Origin of the sequence: Agrococcus sp. SGAir0287 (assembly GCF_005484985.1) — a bacterium.
Taxonomy (GTDB): domain Bacteria; phylum Actinomycetota; class Actinomycetes; order Actinomycetales; family Microbacteriaceae; genus Agrococcus.
This window is the reverse complement of sequence record NZ_CP027942.1, coordinates 1,234,492-1,252,983: the sequence shown is the minus strand read 5'-3', so window position 1 is coordinate 1,252,983 and position 18,492 is coordinate 1,234,492. Positions and strand designations below refer to the sequence as shown.

The 18,492-nt window shown below is 73.2% G+C and carries 21 protein-coding genes, 2 tRNA genes and 1 riboswitch; of the genes, 9 read left to right on the top strand and 14 right to left on the bottom strand.

The genetic code is table 11. The features are described from left to right. Positions 1-7: 7 nt before the first annotated feature. The 4 genes from C1N71_RS05925 to C1N71_RS05910 all read right to left on the bottom strand — a co-directional run bounded on the left by C1N71_RS05925 (position 8) and on the right by C1N71_RS05910 (position 3,302). Positions 8-478 carry an acyl-CoA thioesterase gene (locus C1N71_RS05925; protein WP_137755562.1) on the bottom strand — a complete coding sequence of 157 codons (471 nt, stop codon included), beginning with the start codon at positions 476-478 and terminating at the stop codon, positions 8-10. 1 nt (position 479) lies between these two features. After that, positions 480-2,162 carry an energy-dependent translational throttle protein EttA gene (ettA, locus tag C1N71_RS05920; protein ID WP_137755561.1) on the bottom strand — a complete coding sequence of 561 codons (1,683 nt, stop codon included), beginning with the start codon at positions 2,160-2,162 and terminating at the stop codon, positions 480-482. 45 nt (positions 2,163-2,207) lie between these two features. Further along, positions 2,208-2,654 (bottom strand): DUF6993 domain-containing protein, encoded by a 447-nt coding sequence (locus C1N71_RS05915; protein ID WP_137755560.1) that lies wholly within the window; start codon positions 2,652-2,654, stop codon positions 2,208-2,210. A 132-nt stretch (positions 2,655-2,786) separates the two neighbouring features. After that, on the bottom strand, positions 2,787-3,302 hold the full coding sequence (locus tag C1N71_RS05910) for a single-stranded DNA-binding protein (protein WP_137755559.1): 516 nt from the start codon (positions 3,300-3,302) through the stop codon (positions 2,787-2,789). A 222-nt stretch (positions 3,303-3,524) separates the two neighbouring features. On the opposite strand from C1N71_RS05910, the gene C1N71_RS05905 reads away from it, so the two are divergent. Then, positions 3,525-3,767 (top strand): hypothetical protein, encoded by a 243-nt coding sequence (locus tag C1N71_RS05905; protein WP_137755558.1) that lies wholly within the window; start codon positions 3,525-3,527, stop codon positions 3,765-3,767. 3 nt (positions 3,768-3,770) lie between these two features. On the opposite strand, the gene C1N71_RS05900 is transcribed toward C1N71_RS05905, so the two are convergent. Both C1N71_RS05900 and C1N71_RS05895 read right to left on the bottom strand, forming a co-directional pair. Beyond that, positions 3,771-4,328 (bottom strand): YceI family protein, encoded by a 558-nt coding sequence (locus C1N71_RS05900; RefSeq protein WP_175414120.1) that lies wholly within the window; start codon positions 4,326-4,328, stop codon positions 3,771-3,773. A 144-nt stretch (positions 4,329-4,472) separates the two neighbouring features. Beyond that, on the bottom strand, positions 4,473-5,168 hold the full coding sequence (locus C1N71_RS05895) for a DedA family protein (RefSeq protein ID WP_254678119.1): 696 nt from the start codon (positions 5,166-5,168) through the stop codon (positions 4,473-4,475). 77 nt (positions 5,169-5,245) lie between these two features. Between C1N71_RS05895 and C1N71_RS05890 the strand changes: the two genes are divergently transcribed. From C1N71_RS05890 to C1N71_RS05875, 4 genes are all read left to right on the top strand, one after another. Then, positions 5,246-5,321, top strand: a tRNA-Arg gene (locus C1N71_RS05890). 360 nt (positions 5,322-5,681) lie between these two features. Beyond that, on the top strand, positions 5,682-6,221 hold the full coding sequence (locus C1N71_RS05885; protein ID WP_137755556.1) for a pyridoxamine 5'-phosphate oxidase family protein: 540 nt from the start codon (positions 5,682-5,684) through the stop codon (positions 6,219-6,221). Positions 6,222-6,270: 49 nt separating this feature from the next. Beyond that, a complete protein-coding gene (orn, locus tag C1N71_RS05880) occupies positions 6,271-6,870 on the top strand; it encodes an oligoribonuclease (RefSeq protein WP_254678151.1) in 600 nt (199 codons plus the stop codon). A gap of 33 nt (positions 6,871-6,903) precedes the next feature. Then, positions 6,904-6,976 (top strand) — tRNA-His (locus C1N71_RS05875). On the opposite strand, the gene C1N71_RS05870 is transcribed toward C1N71_RS05875, so the two are convergent. Next, on the bottom strand, positions 6,958-8,295 hold the full coding sequence (locus C1N71_RS05870) for a hypothetical protein (protein WP_137755554.1): 1,338 nt from the start codon (positions 8,293-8,295) through the stop codon (positions 6,958-6,960). The genes C1N71_RS05875 and C1N71_RS05870 overlap by 19 nt on opposite strands. Before the next feature lie 262 nt (positions 8,296-8,557). On the opposite strand from C1N71_RS05870, the gene C1N71_RS05865 reads away from it, so the two are divergent. After that, positions 8,558-9,652, top strand: coding sequence for a fatty acid desaturase family protein (locus C1N71_RS05865; RefSeq protein ID WP_137755553.1), 1,095 nt, complete (start codon positions 8,558-8,560; stop codon positions 9,650-9,652). A gap of 36 nt (positions 9,653-9,688) precedes the next feature. After that, a complete protein-coding gene (locus tag C1N71_RS05860) occupies positions 9,689-10,042 on the top strand; it encodes a metallopeptidase family protein (RefSeq protein ID WP_441297169.1) in 354 nt (117 codons plus the stop codon). Between the two features lie 12 nt (positions 10,043-10,054). Here C1N71_RS05860 and C1N71_RS05855 read toward each other — a convergent pair whose 3' ends face one another. The 5 genes from C1N71_RS05855 to C1N71_RS15295 are packed head-to-tail and all read right to left on the bottom strand — an operon-like array spanning position 10,055 to position 14,430. Beyond that, a complete protein-coding gene (locus C1N71_RS05855) occupies positions 10,055-11,080 on the bottom strand; it encodes a Gfo/Idh/MocA family protein (RefSeq protein WP_137755552.1) in 1,026 nt (341 codons plus the stop codon). A gap of 35 nt (positions 11,081-11,115) precedes the next feature. Further along, a complete protein-coding gene (locus C1N71_RS05850; protein WP_137755551.1) occupies positions 11,116-11,592 on the bottom strand; it encodes a hypothetical protein in 477 nt (158 codons plus the stop codon). Then, positions 11,589-12,365 (bottom strand): energy-coupling factor transporter transmembrane component T family protein, encoded by a 777-nt coding sequence (locus C1N71_RS05845; protein ID WP_137755550.1) that lies wholly within the window; start codon positions 12,363-12,365, stop codon positions 11,589-11,591. The genes C1N71_RS05850 and C1N71_RS05845 overlap by 4 nt, the downstream gene beginning before the upstream one ends. Beyond that, the gene (locus C1N71_RS05840) at positions 12,362-13,810 is read right to left on the bottom strand and encodes an ABC transporter ATP-binding protein (protein ID WP_254678118.1); all 1,449 of its coding nucleotides are present in this window, start codon (positions 13,808-13,810) and stop codon (positions 12,362-12,364) included. Before C1N71_RS05840 ends, C1N71_RS05845 begins: the two co-directional genes overlap by 4 nt. Next, positions 13,807-14,430: an ECF transporter S component gene (locus tag C1N71_RS15295; protein WP_137755549.1), complete on the bottom strand. Its 624-nt coding sequence runs from the start codon at positions 14,428-14,430 to the stop codon at positions 13,807-13,809. The genes C1N71_RS05840 and C1N71_RS15295 overlap by 4 nt, the downstream gene beginning before the upstream one ends. Before the next feature lie 20 nt (positions 14,431-14,450). After that, positions 14,451-14,559: riboswitch (TPP riboswitch) on the bottom strand. A 28-nt stretch (positions 14,560-14,587) separates the two neighbouring features. Between C1N71_RS15295 and C1N71_RS05830 the strand changes: the two genes are divergently transcribed. Both C1N71_RS05830 and C1N71_RS05825 read left to right on the top strand, forming a co-directional pair. Beyond that, positions 14,588-15,349, top strand: coding sequence for an SGNH/GDSL hydrolase family protein (locus C1N71_RS05830; protein WP_137755548.1), 762 nt, complete (start codon positions 14,588-14,590; stop codon positions 15,347-15,349). A 66-nt stretch (positions 15,350-15,415) separates the two neighbouring features. Then, complete coding sequence (locus tag C1N71_RS05825; protein ID WP_137755547.1) at positions 15,416-16,327, top strand: cation diffusion facilitator family transporter; 912 nt, start codon at positions 15,416-15,418, stop codon at positions 16,325-16,327. Here the strand turns inward: C1N71_RS05825 and C1N71_RS05820 are convergent. Then, entirely contained in the window at positions 16,324-17,601 is a 1,278-nt protein-coding gene (locus tag C1N71_RS05820) for an MFS transporter (protein ID WP_137755546.1), read from the bottom strand. The two genes, C1N71_RS05825 and C1N71_RS05820, sit on opposite strands and share 4 nt — an antisense overlap. Positions 17,602-17,646: 45 nt before the next feature. Beyond that, complete coding sequence (locus C1N71_RS05815; RefSeq protein WP_137755545.1) at positions 17,647-18,492, bottom strand: DUF3097 domain-containing protein; 846 nt, start codon at positions 18,490-18,492, stop codon at positions 17,647-17,649.

Here is an 18,492-nt window from a genome sequence, read left to right as displayed (position 1 = left end):
CTCGCGGTCAGCGCCGGAACGTCAGCGGCTCGCCGACGAAGGGCTCCCACGCGGCGCGCTCGTCGTCGGTGAGCCTGCGCGGCCTGCCCGAGTCGACGTCGACCATGACGAACGTCGATGCGGCACGCACCGCGACGCGCCCGCCGGGCTCGTCGCTCACCTCGTAGCAGAGCTCGACGCTCGAGCCGCCGATGCGCGAGAACCACATGTCGACCTCGAGCGGTGCCCGCCGGTACGGCACGGGCGCGAGGTACTCGACGTGGTGGCTCGCGATGAGTGTCAGCGTGCCGGCGTCGAGCCCCGGGTCGAGGATGGCGGTCGCTGGCGCATCCTCGTCGCCCGTGCGGAAGAACGCGCGCACGCGCGCCTCCTCGAGGATCGTGAGCATCGTCGAGTTGTTGACGTGCTGGAACGCGTCCTGGTCGCGCCAGCGCATCGGCACGGCGACGCGCATGCGCGCACCCGCGGGCTCGACCATGTCAGTCGCGCGTGAGCTTGCGGTACGTCGAGCGATGCGGCTTCGCGGCGTCGGGACCGAGGCGCTCGATCTTGTTCTCCTCGTACGCCTCGTAGTTGCCCTCGAACCAGTACCAGTTCGACGGATCCTCGTCGGTGCCCTCGTACGCCAGGATGTGCGTCGCGGTGCGGTCGAGGAACCACCGGTCGTGGGTGACGACGACGGCGCAGCCGGGGAACTCGAGCAGCGCGTTCTCGAGGCTGCCGAGCGTCTCGACGTCGAGGTCGTTCGTCGGCTCGTCGAGCAGCAGCAGGTTGCCGCCCTGCTTGAGGGTCAACGCGAGGTTCAGGCGGTTGCGCTCGCCGCCGGAGAGCACGCCGGCCTTCTTCTGCTGGTCCGGTCCCTTGAAGCCGAAGCGCGACACGTAGGCGCGGCTGGGGATCTCGGTCGCGCCGACCTGGATGTAGTCCAGGCCGTCCGACACGACCTCCCAGAGCGTCTTCTCGGGGTCGAGGTTCGTGCGGCCCTGGTCGACGTACGAGATCTTCACCGTCTCGCCGATCTTCAGGTCGCCGCCGTCGAGCGGCTCGAGGCCGACGATCGTCTTGAAGAGCGTCGACTTGCCGACGCCGTTCGGGCCGATGACGCCGACGATGCCGTTGCGCGGCAGCGTGAACGAGAGGCCGTCGATGAGCACGCGGTCCTCGAAGCCCTTCTGCAGGTCCTTCGCCTCGAGCACGACCGAGCCCAGGCGCGGTCCCGCGGGGATCTGGATCTCCTCGAAGTCGAGCTTGCGCGTGCGCTCGGCCTCCGCCGCCATCTCCTCGTAGCGGGCGAGGCGGGCCTTCGACTTCACCTGACGACCCTTGGCGTTCGAGCGCACCCACTCGAGCTCCTCCGACAGGCGCTTCTGCAGCTTGGCGTCCTTCTTGCCCTGCACCTGGAGGCGCTCGCGCTTCTTCTCGAGGTACGTCGAGTAGTTGCCCTCGTAGGGGTAGAGGCGGCCGCGGTCGACCTCGCAGATCCACGTCGCGACGTGGTCGAGGAAGTACCGGTCGTGCGTGACGGCCATGACGGCGCCCGGGTACTTGGCCAGGTGCTGCTCGAGCCACTGCACGCTCTCGGCGTCGAGGTGGTTCGTCGGCTCGTCGAGCAGCAGCAGGTCGGGCTTCTCGAGCAGCAGCTTGCACAGCGCGACGCGACGGCGCTCGCCGCCCGAGAGGTTCTCGATCGACCAGTCGCCCGGCGGGCAGCGCAGCGCGTCCATCGCCTGCTCGAGCTGCGAGTCGAGATCCCACGCGTCGGCCGCGTCGATCTCCTCCTGCAGCGTGCCCATCTCGGCCATGAGCGCGTCGAAGTCGGCGTCGGGGTTCGCCATCTCGGCGGAGATCTCGTTGAACCGGTCGATCTTGCCGCGCATGGTGCCGAACGCCTCCTGGACGTTCTCGAGCACGGTCTTCGACTCGTCGAGCTCCGGCTCCTGCATGAGGATGCCGACGGAGTAGCCCGGCGAGAGCCGCGCCTCGCCGTTCGACGGCTGGTCCAGCCCGGCGATGATCTTGAGGATCGTCGACTTGCCGGCGCCGTTGGGACCCACGACGCCGATCTTCGCGCCCGGCAGGATCGCCGTGGTCACGTCGTCGAGGATCACCTTGTCGCCCACCGTCTTGCGGGCGCGCACCATCGAATACACGTACTCGGCCATGCCCACGAGTCTACGGGCCCGCGGCGGCCTCGGATGCCGCGCGCGTCAGGCTCGGTACGGCGCCACGAGACACGTGCCGGTGCCGAGCACGGGCACGATCGTGACCGTCGGCGATCCCTGGCCGACCTGGCCGAGCAAGCACTCGCCGTCGACGCGCACCGCCACGGCCATGAGGAAGACCGGCTGGCCCTGCACGTCGACGTCCTCGCCTCGCTCGATGGCGGCCGGGTCGAAGCCGGCGGCCTCGAGAGCGCCGACCACCGCCTCGCCGTCGGGCTGCCCGGCGACGTCGTTGGCGGCGAGCACGTCGGCGAACTGCTGCTCGAGCGCAGCGGCGCCCGTCGGCGGCGTGGAGGGGTCGGCCTCGCTCGGTGCCGGCGCGGTGGATGCGGGCGTCGAGGGCGCGGGCGCGCCGTCGCCCGAGCAGCCCGCGAGCGTGAGCGTGAGCGTCGCGACGATCCCTGCTGCGAGCAGCGCTGCCTGACGACGCATCGCACTCCCTTCGCGGTCGGATCCCCGGTCGCACGGGCGCGACCCAGTGCAGCCTACCGAGCGGGGCAGCCTCACGAGCGCGCCCGACCGGGCCCGCACGCCGACGCGCCTGCCACGTCGGCGCGCGGGAGCTCAGAAGGGCGTCTCCACGTCGGCGCCGACGAGGGCGGGCTGCGGCGCGCTCGACTGGTGGGCGTCGCTCGTGCCGCCCGGCGTCGCCCATCCCTGCTCGTCGACGGCGGGCTGGCCGCCGGCAGCGGGCTGCGCCGCGGACGCGGCGTCCGCGGCGGCGCGGGACACGCGCTGGAACGACGTGGTGCCGAAGCGCAGCGAGTGGCCGATGGCCTCCGCGTCGATCTCGACCGTCGTCGACGGGCGATCGGCGTCGCCCCACGCGACGATCCGCTGCCTCCCGACGACGAGCACGGGGTCGCCCTGGCGGATGGAGTCGACGACGTGCGCCGCGAGGTCGCCCCACACGGCGACGGAGTACCAGTTGGTGCCGGCGTCGGACCACTGGCCCGTCGCCGGATCCTGCTTGCGCAGGGTGGATGCGACGCGCAGGTTCGCGACCTGGCGCCCGGACGGGATGGTGCGCAGCTGCGGGGTCGTGCCCGCCGTGCCCTCGATGGTGATGCGATCGGTCATGCGAGCACCTTCGCCTGCGCCGCCGACGGGTCCCGGCAGGGGCCGTCGAGATGTGGACGGCGACGTGCTGTGGAGCCGCAGTCCGCCCGCGCCGACGCGGGAGGCGCGGTGCGGCTCCGGAGCGCTGCGACCGTCCGCGCCGTCGCCGGCCTCGATGTCGGTGGTCGCACGTACGTTCGAAGGCGTCCCGGGGCCGGCCGGCGATCGACGAAGGAGGCAGGGATGTCCACCACCAGCACCGCGTATCTGCCCGCGCGCTTCGGCATCGCCATGGCGCAGGTCAACGAGTCGATGTGGCGCGTGTCGCGCGCGAGCGGCGACGTCGTCGGCCACATCGAACGGCTCCCCGGCGCAGACGGCGATCGCTTCCGCGCGCGCCGGCTGCTGCCGAGGAGCCACCGATACCTCTCCCTGGGGGAGTTCTGGTCGATCGACGACGCGATCGACTGCTTCCGCCAGGGGTAGGCGCTACTGCTGGATCGCCGAGATCTCGACCTCGACCTTGACCTCGTCGCCGAGCATGAGGCCGCCCGTCTCGAGGGTCTGGTTGAACGAGATGCCGTACTCGTCGCGGCTGATGACGAACGACGCGGTCGCGCCCACGCGGCGGTTGCCGAAGGGGTCGGTGCCGAAGCCGCCGACCTCGAGCGCGAGCGAGATCTCGCGCTCGACGCCGCGGATCTGGATCACGCCGTCGACGACGTACTCGCCGCCGACCAGGCGCGCGCCGGTGGAGCGGAAGGTCCACTGCGGGTGCTCGTCGGTGGCGAAGAAGTCACCCGAGCGCAGGTGCGCGTCGCGGTCGGCGTTGCGGGTGTTGATCGTGGCGGGGTCGACCGTCGCCTCGACCGTCGATGCGGCCGGGTCGTCGGCGAGCACGATGGTGCCCTCGATGTGCTCGATGACGCCGCGGACCTTGGCGACGACGTGGCGCACCGAGAAGCTCACGGTCGAGTGGCTCGTGTCGATGGCGTACGTGCCGGGGGCGTAGCCGGGGATCTGCGCGGCGGTGATCGTGTCGGTCATGGTGACTCCTCGTCCGGGGTTCGAGATGCAGCGGCGCGCGACGCGGACTGCGTTGCCGCCTGCTTCGAATTCGAACAACTCAGGTGCGCGAGCATCCATTCCCGATCCGCACCCACGACGCGGATGCGCGCGAGCCCGGGCGTGTCAGACCGGCTCGCCGCTCTCGGGATCGAGACCCGCGAGGCGGCGTCGGCGGTCGTCGGCGATCCTGCGGACGACCCAGACCACGAGCACGACCACGACAGCCGCGACGACGACCCACTGCAGCACGTCGGCATACGGCTCGACCGCGTGCCAGTTGCGCCCGAGCACGAAGCCAGCCATGACGAAGATGGTGTTCCAGACCCCGGACCCGATGGTGGTGAGCGCGAGGAACTTCCAGATCGGCATGCGCTCGATGCCGGCGGGGATCGAGATGAGGCTGCGGAAGATCGGCAGCACGCGACCGAGGAGCACCGCCTTGCCGCCGTGCCTGCGGAACCACGCGGTGGTCTTGTGCACGTCGTCGGCGCGCACGAGGGGCATGCGCTCGGCGATCCACACCACGCGGTCGTGGCCGAGCAGCCGCCCGACGAGGTAGAGGGCGAGCGCCCCGACGACCGACCCGACCGTCGTCCAGATGAGCGCCTCCGCGAGCGTGAACCCGCCCTGCGCCGCCGTGAAGCCCGCGAGCGGCAGGATGACCTCGCTCGGGATGGGCGGGAACAGGTTCTCCGCGGCGATCGCGACCGCGGCCCCTGGCGCGCCGATGGTCTCCATGAGGCCGACGGCCCAGGCGGCGACGCCGGTCAGCTCGTCGGACGAGGTCGAGGCGGCGGCGGCGAGCGTCGTGATGTGCACCGCCTCACCCTAGGCGACCGGCCTGTGGTCGACCGAGGGGCCGGCGGGATGCGCGGCGCTCGTAGGATCGAGGCACTGCCCCCGTAGCTCAATGGATAGAGCATCGGCCTTCTAATCCGACGGTTGCGCGTTCGAGTCGCGCCGGGGGCGCCACGGAGAAGCACGCACGTCGCCGAGCATCGGCCTTCTCATCCGACGGTTGCGCGTTCGAGTCGCGCCGGGGGCGCCACGGAGAAGCACGCACGTCGCCGAGCATCGGCCTTCTCATCCGATGGTTGCGCGTTCGAGTCGCGCCGGGGGCGCCACGGAGAAGCACGCACGTCGCCGAGCATCGGCCTTCTCATCCGACGGTTGCGCGTTCGAGTCGCGCCGGGGGCGCCACGGAGAAGCACGCACGTCGCCGAGCATCGGCCTTCTCATCCGACGGTTGCGCGTTCGAGTCGCGCCGGGGGCGCCACGGAGATGCTGCTGCGCCTGCAGACCCGTGTCGGTGGTCACGACCACGATGCGAGGATGCGCAGCGCACCAGGACCGACCGTCGACCGCCCGACGATGCCCGAGGGCTACGGCCTGCCGGAGACGACCGATGGCGTGCTGCCGTGGCAGGTCGTCGAGCGGCGGCTCGTGGTGGCGCGCCACTACTGGCTCGCGAGCGTGCGGCCGGACGGCACGCCGCACGTCGTGCCTCGCTGGGGCGTGTGGGTCGACGGCGCGTTCTGGTACGACGGCGCGGCCACGACGCGCCATGCGCGCAACGCCGAGGCGAACCCGGCGGTGACGCTCACGCTGGAGTCGGGCACCGAGGTCGTCATCGTCGAGGGCCGGTCGACCGCGACGCGGGCGGACGCCGACGGGCTCGGCGCACGCCTCGCGGCCGCGTTCGCGAAGTACCACGACGACGGCTACGCACCCGCGGCCGACGCCTGGGCTGACGAGGACGGCGGCGGCCTGCGGGTGCTGCGACCGCACCGCGCCCTCGCGTGGTTCGACTTCCCCACCGACTGCACGCGCTTCCGCATGCGCGACGACCAGCCCCGCGGGGGCGACGGCTAGGCTCGACGACGTGCCTGCCGCTGACCGCATCGTCTGGATCGACTGCGAGATGACGGGCCTCGACCCCTCGATCGACGAGCTCGTCGAGGTCGCGGTCCTCGTCACCGACTTCGAGCTGCAGGTGATCGACCCCGGCATCGAGCTCGTCATCAGGGCGTCGGATGCTGCGCTCGAGCACATGGACGACTTCGTGCGCACCATGCACGCCACGAGCGGCCTCGATCGCCTCATCCCGGGCGGCCTGCCGCTGGAGGAGGCCGAGACGCAGGTGCTCGAGTACATCCGGCGCTTCGTGCCGCTCGAGCGCTCCGCGCCGCTCGGTGGCAACACCATCGGCACCGACCGCATGTTCCTCGCGCGCTACATGCCGCGCGTCGACCAGCATCTCCACTACCGCTCGATCGACGTGTCGAGCATCAAGGAGCTCTCGCGCCGCTGGTACCCGCGCGCCTACTTCCAGGCGCCCGAGAAGGCCGGCGGTCACCGCGCGCTCGCCGACATCCTCGAGTCCGTGCGCGAGCTCCAGTACTACCGCAAGGCCGTCTTCACGCAGGAGGACGTGACGAGCGACGCCGCCAGGCGGGCCTCGGAGGAGGTCGTCGCATCCTTCGCCGACGCGCTGTCGTCGCAGGGCCGGGATGTGTCGTAGACTGTCCGAGTTGTGCCGCGAGGCACACGTGCGGTGGGTATAGCTCAGCTGGTAGAGCGCCTGGTTGTGGTCTAGGAGGTCGCGGGTTCAAGCCCCGTTACTCACCCGCTTCGCGAAGGCCGTCCTCGTCACGAGGGCGGCCTTCGTCGTCTCCGCGGGCGCCTCCTGCCGATGCGCGCGCACGAGCACGAGCAGCGCTGCGAGCACCCAGACGATCGTCGCCACGCGATTCGCCGTGAGCGGCGAGAAGCCGAGGCAGCCGCCGAGCACGACGATGCCGAGCAGCAGGGCGAAGCGTCCCTCCTCGCCGCCTGTCCGCGCGAGCGACAGGATGCCGAGCATCGTGGCCGCGTAGAGCGCGAGCCCGAGCACGCCGGCGACGACGAGCGCCTCCGCCACGGCCCCGTCGTAGGCCACCGCCCAGCCTCCAGGACCGACGCCGACGAGCGGACTGTGCGCGAGCGCGGCGTCCACGACCTCCGAGAAGGTCGACCGCTCGGCGAAGCGACCCGCGCTGTAGAAGTCGAGCAGACCGCCGGAGGGGTCGAGCAGGCGGGTGAGGTAGTCGAAGCCCGCCCACCGCTCGACGAGTCCCGACTGCAGCACCGCGAGCAGCGCGAGGAGCCCGACGAGCAGCGCGACGACCCGGCGGTGACCGCGCTGCGACCACAGCCAGGCGAGCAGCACGAACGGCATGGCGCCGAGGATGAACGCCTTCGAGACGCTGAGGAGCCCTCCGATCGTGATGATCGCGACGAGGGTCGCGAGCAGCACCGGCCGTTCACGCCAGACGTACACGGCGCACAGCCCGCCGATGCCGTAGACGATCCCCGCCTCGACGGGCTGGTTGAAGACGCCGCCGAGCCTGCCGAGCTCGGCGGCCAGCACCGCGACGGAGTCGCTGCCGTCGCCGGTCCAGAACGGACGCAGCAGCGGCGAGAGGTCGACGACGACGCCGATCATCGCGAGCACGGCGTTCGCGGCCGCGCCGACCGCGACGGCGGCCGCGAACGCTCGCAGCGCGACGAGCGCGCGCTCGGCTGGCACGAGCGTCCACACGAGCAGCAGGATCGCGAGCGGCAGGAGCACGTTGTCGTAGCCGGCCAGCAGCGACCCGGCCGGGTACGGCGCGATCGACGATGGCCCTGGCAGGAGGCTCAGCGATGCGACGAGCGCGTAGAGCGCCCACGGCACGAGCAGTCGGAGTCCGCCGCGGGTCTGCAGCCGCGGGAGCGCGAACGGCAGCGTGAGGACGAGGAGACCGTAGACGACGAGCTGCTCGGTGCGGATGCTGCCGACGACGTAGGGCCCGAAGGTCGCGACCGCGATGACGACCATGAGCACGCGCTGGCCGCGACCGGGCGCGATCGCGCTCGGCTCGACGCGCACGTCGAGGCCGGCTGGCGGTACCTGCCGCAGGAGCATGCGTCATGGTAGGCGCGGGCGCGGCGCCCTTCGCCCAGCCTCGTGCGAAGCGTCCCCCGGACGGCGGGCCGCCCGCTCGCGGACGTCCCCCGGCGACGGCGCGCCCGTCCCCCGCCCGGGCGCATGGAGGTCCGCCATGCATCGCCCCTGCATCCTCGATGGATGCTCGATGCGCTCTGCATATGGCATACGCAGTTCGCTAGCGTGGGGACATCGGCTCGGCGGGGATCGGATCGGTGCACGATCCATGGGAGCCCACACGATGACGATCACGCTCGACGGCCTGGGGCCGATCCGCACGACGAAGGCGACCGGCGCGGCGCGCGGCCCGTCGACGTTCTCGGCGCTGCGCTCCGCGGTGCAGGAGCGCGGCCTCCTCAGCCGCACGCGCGCGTTCTACGTCCTTCTCTGCGCGGGCCTCGCCCTCGCGCTCGTCGGCCTCGGCGTCGCGTTCGTGCTGCTGGGCGACTCGTGGTGGCAGCTCGCGGTCGCCGGCGCCCTCGGCGTCCTGCTGACGCAGTTCGCGTTCCTCGGCCACGAGGCCTCGCATCGCCAGATCCTGGCGTCCGGCCCTGCGAACGATCGTCTGGGCCGCATCCTCGCCGTCGGCGTCGTCGGCATCAGCTACGCCTGGTGGATGACGAAGCACACGCGCCACCACGCGAACCCCAACCGCCGCGGCCACGATCCCGACGTCGAGTGGGACACCGTCTCGTTCCTGCCCGAGGATGCCGCGCGGCAGACCGGCCTCCTCGCCGCGCTCACACGGCGCCAGGGCGCGCTCTTCTTCCCGCTGCTGACCCTCGAGGGCGTGAACCTCCACCTGCGCGGACTGCAGCTGCTCGTGTCGCGGCAGCCGGTCGCGGGACGCTGGATCGAGCTCGGCATGATGGCCGCTCGATGGGCCCTGTACCTCGGCGCGCTGTTCGCGCTGCTGCCGATCGGCATGGCCTTCGCGTTCCTGGGCGTGCAGCTCGCGGTCTTCGGCGTGTACATGGGCGCGTCGTTCGCGCCGAACCACAAGGGCATGCCGCTCGTCGGCGCGGACGAGCGACTCGACTTCCTCACGAAGCAGGTGCGCACCTCCCGCGACATCCGCGGCGGCTGGTGGGCGACGGCCCTCTACGGCGGCCTGAACCACCAGGTCGTGCACCACCTCTTCCCGAGCATGCCGCGCCCGCACCTCGCGAAGGCGCGCGACCTCGTCCGCGCGCACTGCGCGACCCACGGCATCCCGTATACCGAGGCGACCCTGGTCCAGTCGTACGCCATCGTCATCCGCTACCTGAACGACGTGGGGCTGCAGGCGCGCGACCCCTTCGACTGCCCGCTCGTGCAGCGCCTCCGGCGGCGCTGAGCGCGGCCGACGGGCGCGACGGGTAGCGTGACGGGGATGCCGATGCCGTTCCCCGTGAGCCCCGAGGAGTTCGAGGCGATCGTCACCGACGAGCTCGACGCCCTGCCCGACGACATGGTCGACGGGCTCGACAACGTCGTCTTCCTCGTCGAGGACCGCCACGAGAGCGAGGACCTGCTCGGCATCTACGAGGGCGTCGCGATCACCGACCGCGGCCACTACGGGTTCGGCGAGCTGCCCGACCGCATCGTCGTGTTCCGGGAGGCGCACCTCGAGCGCTGCTCGTCGATGGAGGAGCTGCACGACGAGGTGCACACGACGCTCGTGCACGAGATCGCGCACTTCTACGGGATCGACGACGACGAGCTGCATCGCCTCGGCTGGGCCTGACGCCCGCGCGGCTCACTCCCCCGGCAGCACGACCCCGAGCTGGGCGCGCACGTCGTCCATGATGCGCATGACGCGGATCGTCTCGCTCCAGGGGACCTCCGGCGTCTCCCGCTCCCCTGCCGCGACGGCGCGCGCGAGCGCGACGGCCTCGTAGCGCAGCCCGTGCTCGCGCTCGTCGGGCTCGAAGGCGTCGAGCACCTCGCCGTCCGGCGCGACGAGCCGGATGGTCGTCGGGCGGTAGAAGTCGCCGGCGAGCTCGAGTCGCGCCGCGGTGCCGGCGACGACCGCCGTCGTCGGGCTCTTCGCCGACATCGACGCCTGGCATGTCGCGAGCACGCCGCCCGGACCGGCGAGCGTCACGACCTCCTGCTCGTCGACGCCGAGCTCCGTGCGGGCACCGACGGCGTGCACGCGCTCGACCTTGGGCATGAGCATCGCCGCGAGATGGATGGGGTAGACCCCGAGGTCGAGGAGCGCGCCGCCGGCGAGCGCGGGCTCGGCGAGCCGCGCGGGTCCATCCGGCCACAGCAGCTGCCCGTGGTCGGCGGTCACGGACCTGAGCTCGCCGAGGACGCCCTCCTCGACGGCGCGGCGCACGACGTCGTAGCCGGGCAGGTAGCGCGACCACATCGCCTCGGCGACGGCGACGCCCGCGTGGCGGGCGGCATCGAGCACCTCGACGGCCTCGCCCGCGTTGCGCGTGAAGGCCTTCTCGACGAGCACCGCACGACCGGCGTCGATCGCGGCGAGCGCCTGCGCGTGGTGCGCGGAGTGCGGCGAGGCGACGTAGATCGCGTCGACGTCCTGCGCGAGCAGCCAGTCCTGGTCGCCGGACGCGCCGATGCCGTGCCGCTGCGCGAACGCCGCGGCGCGCTCGGCCGAGCGGCCGCCGACGGCGACGACCTGCTGGCCCGTGCCCTGCTGCAGCGCCTCGACCATCGCCGAGGCGATGCCGCCGGGGCCGAGGATGCCCCACCGCAGCGAGGGCGCGTCACGCGGATCGATCGTGCGGGGAGCCGGCAGTCGTCGTCGAGCCATGCCGACATCGTGGCATGCGATGCCGAGGTCGGCGCTCACGGACAGCCGCGCACCTCCGTCGCGAGCCCCCGGGAGCCCTCGCGCGCGTAGAACGCGTCCTCCTGCGCCCGCCACCGCTCCCACCAGTCGTCGACGCCGTCGCGCGCGAGCGCCCGCGCTCGACGCGTCGGCTCGTCGCAGTCGAGCCAGAGCGCCCGCTCGGCGAGCGGTGCCGACGCGCGCGACAGCGCCCCGCATCCCTCGAGCACGAGCGCGCTGCCCGCTGGCAGCCGATGCTCCTCGGCCCGCGCGTGCGCGGCCCAGTCCCAGCGTCGCCACACGGCGTCCTCGCCGCGTGCGAGCGGCGCGAGGATCCGCTCGAGGGCGTACCGCGATCCCGCGTCGAGCCCGTCCCAGCCCGGGTACAGGTCGTCCATGTGCACGACGACGCCGCCGAGCTCCGCGGCGAGCGCGTCGGCCAGCACGGTCTTGCCCGACCCCGAGCGGCCGTCGAGCAGCCAGAGGCGGCTCACGTGCCCACCAGGCGGAACGAGCCCGTCGCGACCGCGGCACCGAGGGCCGCGACGACGATGCCGACGGCGGCACCCAGCAGCACCGCGTCGGGCGCACCGAGCCGCGACGGGCGCGCCCAGGTGCGCTCGCCGTGCCCGAACCCGCGCGCCTCCATGGCCGTCGCGAGCCGGCCGCCGCGGCGCACGGCGATGACGAGCACCGTGAAGGCCATGCCCGCCCAGCGCCGGACGCGGCCGCCATCGCCGAGGCCCCGCGCGCGGCGGGCGGCGGCGAGCGCATCCCAGTCCTCGCGCAGGACCCCGAAGAGGCGGATGCCCGCGAGCGCCGCGAGCACGAAGCGCGCAGGCAGCCGCAGCACCTGGGCGAGGCCGTCGCCGAGCCTCGTCGCGTCGAGCCCTGCGAGGATCGCGAGGGTCGGCACGCCGATGGCGAGCACGCGCACGACGATCGCGGTCGCGAGCGCGATCGAGTCGTCGCTCACGACGGCGAGCCACACGCGCAGGTGGATGCGACCGGCCGGCTCGGCGTAGAGCAGCATGCTGATGCCCGACAGCGGCGCGGCGACGAGCACGGGCCACGTGCGGCGCACGATCGTGCCCGGGCGAAGGCCAGCGGCGAGCAGTCCGGCGACGCCGAGCACGAGCGCCACGGCGGCGCTCACGACGTCGATCGTGACGAGCAGCGGCAGCGACAGCACGACGGCGGCGAGGAAGGGCGTCACGGGGTTCACGCGGTCGAGGCGCGTGGGCGGTGCGGTGCGGCCTGCGGTCATGCGGCGTCCAGGTGCACGACGCGGTCGGAGGGGGTGCCCGCGCCGAGGACGCGCACGACGTCCGCATCGTGCGACACCGACAGCAGCGCGACGCCGTCGGCGACGAGCTCGGCCATGAGGCCGACGAGCTCGCGCCACGTGCGGCGGTCCTGACCGAAGGTCGGCTCGTCGAGCACGACGACGCGCGGGCCCGTCGCGAGTACCGTCGCGACGGAGAGCCTGCGCTGCTCGCCGCCCGACAGGGTGAAGGGATGCGCATCCGCGAGCCGGTCGAGCCGCAGGCGCGCGAGCAGCGCGTCGATCCGCGCCGCGTGCCTCGACACGGGCAGGCCGATCGCCCGCAGCCCGACGGCGAGCTCCTCGCGCACCGTGCGGCCCACGAGCTGATGCTCCGGCTCCTGGAAGACCGTGCCGATGCGCGTCGCGAGCGCGCTCGAGCGCCAGCGGGCCGGATCGGGCCCGAGGTCGCCGGCGAGCGCGGGCGCCGCGACGAGGTCACCGCCGAGCCTCGGCAGCAGCGACGCCATCGTGAGCGCCAGGGTCGACTTGCCTGCGCCGTTGGGACCCGTGACGACCGTCGACGTGCCGGCGTGGAGCGCGAGGTCGACGGGTGGTCGCACGGGCGCGTCGCGGCCGACCACGAGCCCGGCGGCGCGCAGCAGCTCGGCGCCTGCGCCGGTCGTCGTCCGCGCGACGTCGACGGGGTGCCCGGGCACCCACACGCCGCGCTCGGCGAGCTCGTCGCCGTGGCGGCCGAGGACCGTCGCCGCGGGGCCGTCGGCGAGCACGCCGCCGCCGGGGTCGAGCACCACGACGCGATCGACGACCGGCAGCCACTGCTCGACGCGATGCTCGACGACCACGAGGGTCGCACCGGTCGACTCGAGCATCCGCACGACGGCGTCGCGCACCTCGACGACGCCGGCCGGATCGAGGTTCGCCGTCGGCTCGTCGAGCAGCACGAGCCCCGGACGCATCGCGAGGACGCCCGCGAGGGCGAGGCGCTGCCGTTGCCCGCCCGAGAGCGCAGCCGTCGAGCGGTCCGGGTCGACCGCGAGCCCCACGGCGTCGAGCGATGCGCGCACGCGCCGCCAGATCTCGTCGCGCGGCACGCGCAGGTTCTCGGGCCCGAAGGCGACGTCGTCGCCGACGCGCGACAGGATCGTGTTCGCCTGCGGATCCTGCAGCACGAGCCCCGCCGAGCCGCGCCGCGACGCGGGATGCGCGCCGTCGACGGTCAGGGCGCCCGACTCCTCGCCGTCCTCGGCATCGCCGAGCACGCCGGCGAGCCCGGCGAGCAGCGTCGACTTGCCCGCGCCGGAGGGACCGAGCAGCAGCACGCGCTCCCCCGGCTCGATCGCGAGGTCGAGCCCCGCGATCGCCGGGCGGGTGCGCGCCGCGTGCCGCCAGCCCCAGCCGGATGCGCGGATGCTCGCGGGACTCACGCGCGCCGCTGCGCCTCGCGACCGGCCGCGAATCGTGACAGCGCCCCCGTCGCGGCGAGGCCGCGGACGAGCAGCCAGCCGACGAGGCCGGCGAGCACCGCGCCGGAGACGACGAGGGTCGTCAGGTAGATGCCGAGGAACTCGGGGCCCTTCGCGAGGTTGCCCGAGAGGAAGAGCTCGAGCGTCCACGCGCCCACCGCCGCACCTGCGCCCGCCGCCATCGCCGCGACGACGCCGAAACGGCGGTACAGCAGCACGGCGAGGACGAGCTCGGCGCCGAGCCCCTGCGCGAGGCCGGAGTACACGGTCTCGATGCCCCACTGGCTGCCCAGCAGCGTCGAGACGTTCGCCGCGACGACCTCGACGAAGAGGGCGGCGCCCGGCTTGCGGATGACGAGGCCGCCGATGACGCCGCCGAGCAGCCACGGGCCCACGGCGATGCCGCCGAAGCCGGGCGTGAACGCGTCGGCGATCGCGAACCAGGCGCCGCCGACGCCGTTCCAGAGCACGAACAGCAGTCCGCACGCGACGGCGAGGACGGCGGCGGTGACGATGTCGACGACGCGCCAGCGCAGTCGCGAGACGGTGGGAGCGCCGACGGGCGCGGTGGTGATGGACATGCTGTGCCTCTCGATGGAAGGGCACGGGTGAGATCGCTCCCTGCGCCGGCATGACCCGGATCAGGTTCGACGGTCGAAGGCTTCGGCCTTCCTCTCAGCCCGGCGCACCGGACTCCCGTGGTGTGAAGCCCATCGTACGCCCGCCTAGCCTGGAGCGATGCATGTCTCGAGGCTCGTGGCGATCGGCGACTCCTTCACGGAGGGCTACGGCGACGTCGTCGCGGGCTCGGATGCCGTGCGCGGCTGGGCGGACCTCGCAGCCGTCGGCCTCGCGACGAGCCAGGGCTCCCCCATCGAGTACGCGAACCTCGCCGTGCGCGGACGCCTCCTCGGCCCCATCCTCGACGAGCAGCTCGATGCGGCCATCGCGCTGCGGCCCAGCCACCTGTCGATCAACGGCGGCGGCAACGACATCCTGCGTCCGCGCGTCACGATCGCGGGCGTGAGCGCGCGACTCGAGGACGCCGTGCACCGCATCCTGGGCGCCGGCATCGTGCCCGTGATGGTCTCGGGCGCCAATCCCTCGCGCGTCATGGCGGGCGGCGGCGTGATGCTGCGGCGCGGCGACGCGCTGCGCGACGCCGTGCGGGGGTGGGCGGATGCGCTCGACGTGCCCTTCGTCGACAACTGGACCGACGTGGGCCTGCAGGACGGGCGCTTCTGGACCGACGACCGCCTGCATCTCAACGCCGCCGGGCACGCGCGCGCCGCGACGACGTTCCTGGCCGCGCTCGGCCACGAGGCACCTGCCGCGTGGCGCGACCTCGTGCCCGTCACGACCGCGGAGGGGCCGCGCGACGCGGCGTACTACCGTCGCCATGTGCTGCCGTGGATCGGCAGGCGGCTCACCGGGCGGTCGTCGGGCGACGGCCGCACGGCGAAGATCGCCGAGCCGATCGTCGTCGAGCCGCTGCGCTGACCGCGCGCGGTGCCGCCGGTACGATCGCCGCATGACGAGCCCCCGGGTGGACGCGATGGCCGCCTGATGGGCGCCGGGCACGACCACGGGCACGCGCACGGCGCGGTCGCGAATCGCAGGCGCCTCGCCATCGCGTTCGGCATCACGGCGACCGTGCTCGTCGTGCAGGCCGTCGGCGCCGTCGTCACCGGCTCGCTCGCGCTGCTCGTCGACACGGGCCACATGCTCACCGACGTCGGCGGGCTCGCCCTCTCGCTCGTCGCGGCGACCCTCGCCATGCGCCCGCCGACGTCGCGGCGCACCTGGGGCTTCGCGCGCGCGGAGGTGCTGAGCGCCGCCGTGCAGGCGGGCATCCTGCTCGCCATCGGCGTCCTCGCGCTCGTCGAGGGCGCCAGACGACTCCTCGATCCGCCCGAGGTGGAGGGCGGGTCGCTGCTCGTCTTCGGCATCCTCGGCCTCGTGGCGAACGTCATCGCCATCGGCGTCCTCGTCTCGGCCCGCGACGCGAACCTCAACCTGCGCGCCGCCTTCCTCGAGGTCGTGAACGACGCGCTCGGCTCGGTCGCCGTCATCGTCTCCGCCATCGTCATCGCGACGACGGGCTTCGTGGCTGCCGACGCGCTCGCCGCGATGCTCGTCGCGTGCCTCATCATCCCGAGGGCCTTCGTGCTGCTGCGCGCGTCCTCGCGCATCCTGCTCGAGGAGACGCCCGAGGCGATCGATCTCGACGCGGTGCGCGACCACATCCTCGGCCTCGACCACGTCGCCGCCGTCCACGACCTGCACGCCTCGCAGATCGCGACGGGCCTGCCCGTGCTCACCGCGCACGTCGTCGTCGACGACGGCTGCTTCCGCGACGGTCACGGCGCCGCGATCCTCGCCGAGGTGCAGTCGTGCATCGCCGACCACTTCGACGTCGAGCACTCGACGATCCAGGTCGAGCCGGCGAGCCATCGCGAGCCCGAGCACCACGCCTAGGCTGCCGCGGGCTGCGCCTCCGCCTCGCCCTCGCCGAGGTCGACCGGGTCGCGCCGATGACGCGTGAGGGCGACGAACGGGATCGCGAGCGCCTGCAGCGCCGACGACGCGACGATGGTGATGCCGTAGCCCTGCAGGTCGGCGGCGCGCCCGAACGCCGGCTGCACGAGGCCGCCGACGCTCGACAGCAGCGAGTCGAACGAGAGCACCGTCGCACGCTGCTGCGAGGGGATGCACGCGTTGAGGTACGCGCGCCGCACCGGCGTGAGCGTCGACAGCGCGAGGCCCCAGGCGGCGAGGGCGGCGACGGCGATCCAGAACGAGGTCGTGAGCCCTGCGACGATGAGCGCCGCCGTCGAGATCGCCAGCGCGGCGAGCATGAGCGTCGTGCGCCTGCGCACCACGCGCCGCAGCGGCGCCGCGAGCATGCCGCCGACGATCTGGGCGGCGGCGACGAGCGCGGCGACGATGCCGGCGAGCGCGAACGCCTCCTCGTCGCCGTAGAGCTCGAGGAGGTACGGCTGCGCGGCGTAGAAGACGTAGCCCATCGAGCCGCCGATGAACGGTCCCGCGAGCATGAGCCAGCGCAGCCTGCCGTCGCGCAGGCCGACGTCGACCGACACGCGCAGCAGCCCGCGCATGGCGGGACCCACGCGCTGGCGCACGGGCGAGAAGCCGAGATCGTGCATCCAGACGGCCGCCGCGACGAGGCTCGCGAGCAGCAGCGCCGAGCGCAGCGCGAACGGCAGCCACAGCCCCACGAGCTGCGCGAGCACGCCGCCGAGCACGCTGCCGGCGAGCATCGCGACGCCCGTCGCCGCCTGCGCCCGCCCGAAGACGCCGTCGAGCTCGCCGCGGTAGCCGGCGGAGCGCAGCGCGTCGACGACCCACGCCTCCATCGCCCCCGAGAAGAACGTATAGCCGAAGCCGAGCAGCACGGATGCCGCGGCCCACGCCCAGAAGGGCGATTCCCACACCCACAGCAGCACGTACAGCGCCGTCGACGCGGCGAGCACGGCGGAGCCGAGCAGGAACGACAGTCGCCGACCTCGCAGGTCGGCGACGACGCCCGTGGGGATCTCGAACAGCAGCATGCCGAGCGTGTAGAACGCGTTCGCCGCGAAGGCCTCGAGGTTCGTCAGTCCCGCGTCGAGCAGGAAGATCGTGTTGATGCCCCAGATCATGCTCGTCGCGAGCGTCGTCGACGCCGTCAAGCCGAGGTAGGTGGCCTGGATCGCGCGAGGGCTGGTCGCTGCGGCGGCGGGCACGCTCATGTGCTCAGCATGCACCCGACCACCACCAGGGCGCGCCTCGTCGGGTCAGGCCGCGGGCGCCGTGACGAAGTCGATGAGCTCCTCGACGCGGCCGAGGAGGGCCGGCTCGAGGTCGTTCCAGTCGCGCACGCGCGAGAGGATGCGCTGCCAGCCGCGCGCGACGTCCGCCTGATCCTCGTGCGGCAGGCCCAGCCTGCGCAGCGTGCCGCGCTTCCAGTCCTCGTCGCGCGGCACGTCGGGCCAGCGCTCGAGGCCGAGCCTGGCGGGCTTCACGGCCTGCCACACGTCGATGAACGGATGGCCGACGATCCGCACGAAGCGGGCGTGCGGGCCGCGCGCGACCTCCGCGGCGATGCGCGACTCCTTCGATCCCGGCACGAGATGGTCGACGAGGATGCCGAGGCGGCGCTCGGCGCTCGGCCGGTGCTCGGCGACGAGCGCGGCGAGGTCGTCGATGCCGCCGAGCGGCTCGACGGCGACGCCCTCGACCCGCAGATCGTGGCCCCACACCTTCTCGACGAGCTCGGCGTCGTGCGTGCCCTCGACGAGGATGCGGCTCGGCAGCGCGACCCGTGCACGATGGTCGGCGACCGCGCGCGATCCGGAGGCGGTGCGCGTCGGCGCCTGCGTCGCGGCCGCGCGCGGCCTCGTCAGCTCGATCGGCTCGCCGTCGACGAGGAATCCGAGTCCGAGGGGGAAGAGGCGGACCCTGCCGCGGCGATCCTCGAGCCGCACGTGGCCGGCCTCGATGCCGACGACGGCGCCGACGAATCCCTCTCCCGTCTCGACGACGAGGTCGCGGTCGGCGGGCACCTGCCGCGGCGCCCTAGGTGCACGGGCCGCCTTCGCCTCGGCCGACAGCACGTCGCCGCCCCAGGCGCCCCAGTCCAT

What these genes read in the sequence shown, in the direction of transcription:
- C1N71_RS05925 (WP_137755562.1), bottom strand. Translation starts at nt 478, where the DNA reads ATGGTCGAGCCCGCGGGTGCGCGCATGCGCGTCGCCGTGCCGATGCGC.
- ettA (WP_137755561.1), bottom strand. Translation starts at nt 2,162, where the DNA reads ATGGCCGAGTACGTGTATTCGATGGTGCGCGCCCGCAAGACGGTGGGC.
- C1N71_RS05915 (WP_137755560.1), bottom strand. Translation starts at nt 2,654, where the DNA reads ATGCGTCGTCAGGCAGCGCTGCTCGCAGCAGGGATCGTCGCGACGCTC.
- C1N71_RS05910 (WP_137755559.1), bottom strand. Translation starts at nt 3,302, where the DNA reads ATGACCGATCGCATCACCATCGAGGGCACGGCGGGCACGACCCCGCAG.
- C1N71_RS05905 (WP_137755558.1), top strand. Translation starts at nt 3,525, where the DNA reads ATGTCCACCACCAGCACCGCGTATCTGCCCGCGCGCTTCGGCATCGCC.
- C1N71_RS05900 (WP_175414120.1), bottom strand. Translation starts at nt 4,328, where the DNA reads ATGACCGACACGATCACCGCCGCGCAGATCCCCGGCTACGCCCCCGGC.
- C1N71_RS05885 (WP_137755556.1), top strand. Translation starts at nt 5,682, where the DNA reads ATGCGCAGCGCACCAGGACCGACCGTCGACCGCCCGACGATGCCCGAG.
- orn (WP_254678151.1), top strand. Translation starts at nt 6,271, where the DNA reads ATGACGGGCCTCGACCCCTCGATCGACGAGCTCGTCGAGGTCGCGGTC.
- C1N71_RS05870 (WP_137755554.1), bottom strand. Translation starts at nt 8,295, where the DNA reads ATGCTCCTGCGGCAGGTACCGCCAGCCGGCCTCGACGTGCGCGTCGAG.
- C1N71_RS05865 (WP_137755553.1), top strand. Translation starts at nt 8,558, where the DNA reads ATGACGATCACGCTCGACGGCCTGGGGCCGATCCGCACGACGAAGGCG.
- C1N71_RS05860 (WP_441297169.1), top strand. Translation starts at nt 9,689, where the DNA reads ATGCCGATGCCGTTCCCCGTGAGCCCCGAGGAGTTCGAGGCGATCGTC.
- C1N71_RS05855 (WP_137755552.1), bottom strand. Translation starts at nt 11,080, where the DNA reads ATGGCTCGACGACGACTGCCGGCTCCCCGCACGATCGATCCGCGTGAC.
- C1N71_RS05845 (WP_137755550.1), bottom strand. Translation starts at nt 12,365, where the DNA reads ATGACCGCAGGCCGCACCGCACCGCCCACGCGCCTCGACCGCGTGAAC.
- C1N71_RS15295 (WP_137755549.1), bottom strand. Translation starts at nt 14,430, where the DNA reads ATGTCCATCACCACCGCGCCCGTCGGCGCTCCCACCGTCTCGCGACTG.
- C1N71_RS05830 (WP_137755548.1), top strand. Translation starts at nt 14,588, where the DNA reads ATGCATGTCTCGAGGCTCGTGGCGATCGGCGACTCCTTCACGGAGGGC.
- C1N71_RS05825 (WP_137755547.1), top strand. Translation starts at nt 15,416, where the DNA reads ATGGGCGCCGGGCACGACCACGGGCACGCGCACGGCGCGGTCGCGAAT.
- C1N71_RS05820 (WP_137755546.1), bottom strand. Translation starts at nt 17,601, where the DNA reads ATGAGCGTGCCCGCCGCCGCAGCGACCAGCCCTCGCGCGATCCAGGCC.
- C1N71_RS05815 (WP_137755545.1), bottom strand. Translation starts at nt 18,492, where the DNA reads ATGGACTGGGGCGCCTGGGGCGGCGACGTGCTGTCGGCCGAGGCGAAG.